Source organism: Xanthocytophaga flava, assembly GCF_030068545.1.
GTDB classification, from domain to species: domain Bacteria; phylum Bacteroidota; class Bacteroidia; order Cytophagales; family 172606-1; genus Xanthocytophaga; species Xanthocytophaga flava.
The window spans coordinates 1-1457 of sequence record NZ_JASJOR010000078.1 but is presented as its reverse complement, the minus strand read 5'-3'; the positions used below and the strand labels follow the sequence as shown (position 1 = coordinate 1457).

General features: G+C 37.1%; 1 protein-coding gene. It reads left to right on the top strand.

Annotated features, from left to right (window positions below):
* Positions 1–123: 123 nt before the first annotated feature.
* Positions 124–1428, top strand: a complete 1305-nt coding sequence (locus QNI15_RS38790; RefSeq protein ID WP_314037583.1) for an IS4 family transposase — start codon at positions 124–126, stop codon at positions 1426–1428.
* Positions 1429–1457 lie beyond the last annotated feature (29 nt).

The following is a 1457-nucleotide window of genomic DNA, read 5'->3' as shown; positions in this document are numbered from 1 at the left end:
CCAGTCATGGTCGGAAGAAATATCTTCCGACTTTTTTATTTATTGGCAACAAAATACAAGAGTGATAGAATATGGCTAACTTACTTATATAGAGTATGTTCATCAAAGTAAGGCTTTATCTGTATGTCACCCTTTAAAGACCACAAAGTATCGGTCAGTGAGTTGTTAAGCTTTATCCCCGAAGCGTTATTATCTCACCTTTCCAGCACGACCAAAGTGGATCATTATGCCAAAGTTTTGCATGGCAAGAAAATGTTTTATCTTCTTCTGTATGCGATTTTAGACAATGACAGGCTGAGTCAACGAAGCTTGGAAGATACCTTCAATTACTCAGGTTTTAAAGCTATTTTTAATCTGGATCCTACTGAAACAGTACGCAGAAGCTCACTCTCAGACCGATTGTCGAGTATTGATCCTGCCTATTTCAAAGAAATCTTTGACTATATCTATGATCGGTTTAGTGAACAATATACCCAAAGCGAAAGAGAAAAATATCATCTGATGCGGGTCGATAGTACCCTTGTGGCAGAGGCAGCCACAAAACTCAAGGAAGGAATTGATCAGAAAAACAGTAAAAAGTTAATCAAATATAGTATTTGTTTTGATGGTATCTTTCCAGCAGATGTACAAACTTTTACCTCTCAGATCTATTCATCTGAAGATAATGCTTTACCTGAAGCTGTTTTCAAACAAGTCCAAAAAGAAAGAGAACAAAATACCTTTCAACAAAATACCTTTCAACAAAATACTGCCCAAACAAACGAAGCAGAAACGATCTATCTGATTGACAGAGGACTTCAGTCTACACGCACGCTCAAGGAGTTTACTGAAAGAAATATCAAATTTGTAATTCGTTTGAAACAAAATCGTAAATACGAATCGATTCACTCCTTACTCAAGGACAATCAGGAATTAGATCTGGGAGAGACTATTTTACTAGAAGATAGCCTGGTTCATCTGTACACAGGTGTACCGATAAAAAATAAGCAAGGAAATATTCACTACAAAGAAGAAAAAGTAGAAACTCCTTTCCGGCTTGTAATTGTAAGAAACAAATCCGATGCAAACAAATCCGATGCAAACAAATCCGATGCGGAAAAACAGTTTTGGTTCATTACCAATGTGTTGGATCTTACAGCCAAACAAGTAGCGGATTCTTATCGACGTAGATGGGATATCGAAGTATTTTTCAGATTTATCAAACAGGAACTGAATGTAAATCATCTGGTATCGCTGAGTAAAAATGGCATACAAGTCATCATTTACATGAGTTTAATAGTGGCAATGCTTGTGCTACTCTATAAAAAAGCCAACAATCTGGGCTATAAAACGGCAAAAAGAAGAGTTGTCTTACAACTCAGAGAACTTATAACCACTATCATGATCACACTGGCGGGTGGAGATCCCAACAAAGTCTTTAAAACGTAAGGGGTCGGAATTTCTTCCGACCACCACTG

Excerpts from the sequence above, each read along its gene's own strand:
- QNI15_RS38790 (WP_314037583.1), top strand. The coding sequence starts at position 124 with ATGTCACCCTTTAAAGACCACAAAGTATCGGTCAGTGAGTTGTTAAGC.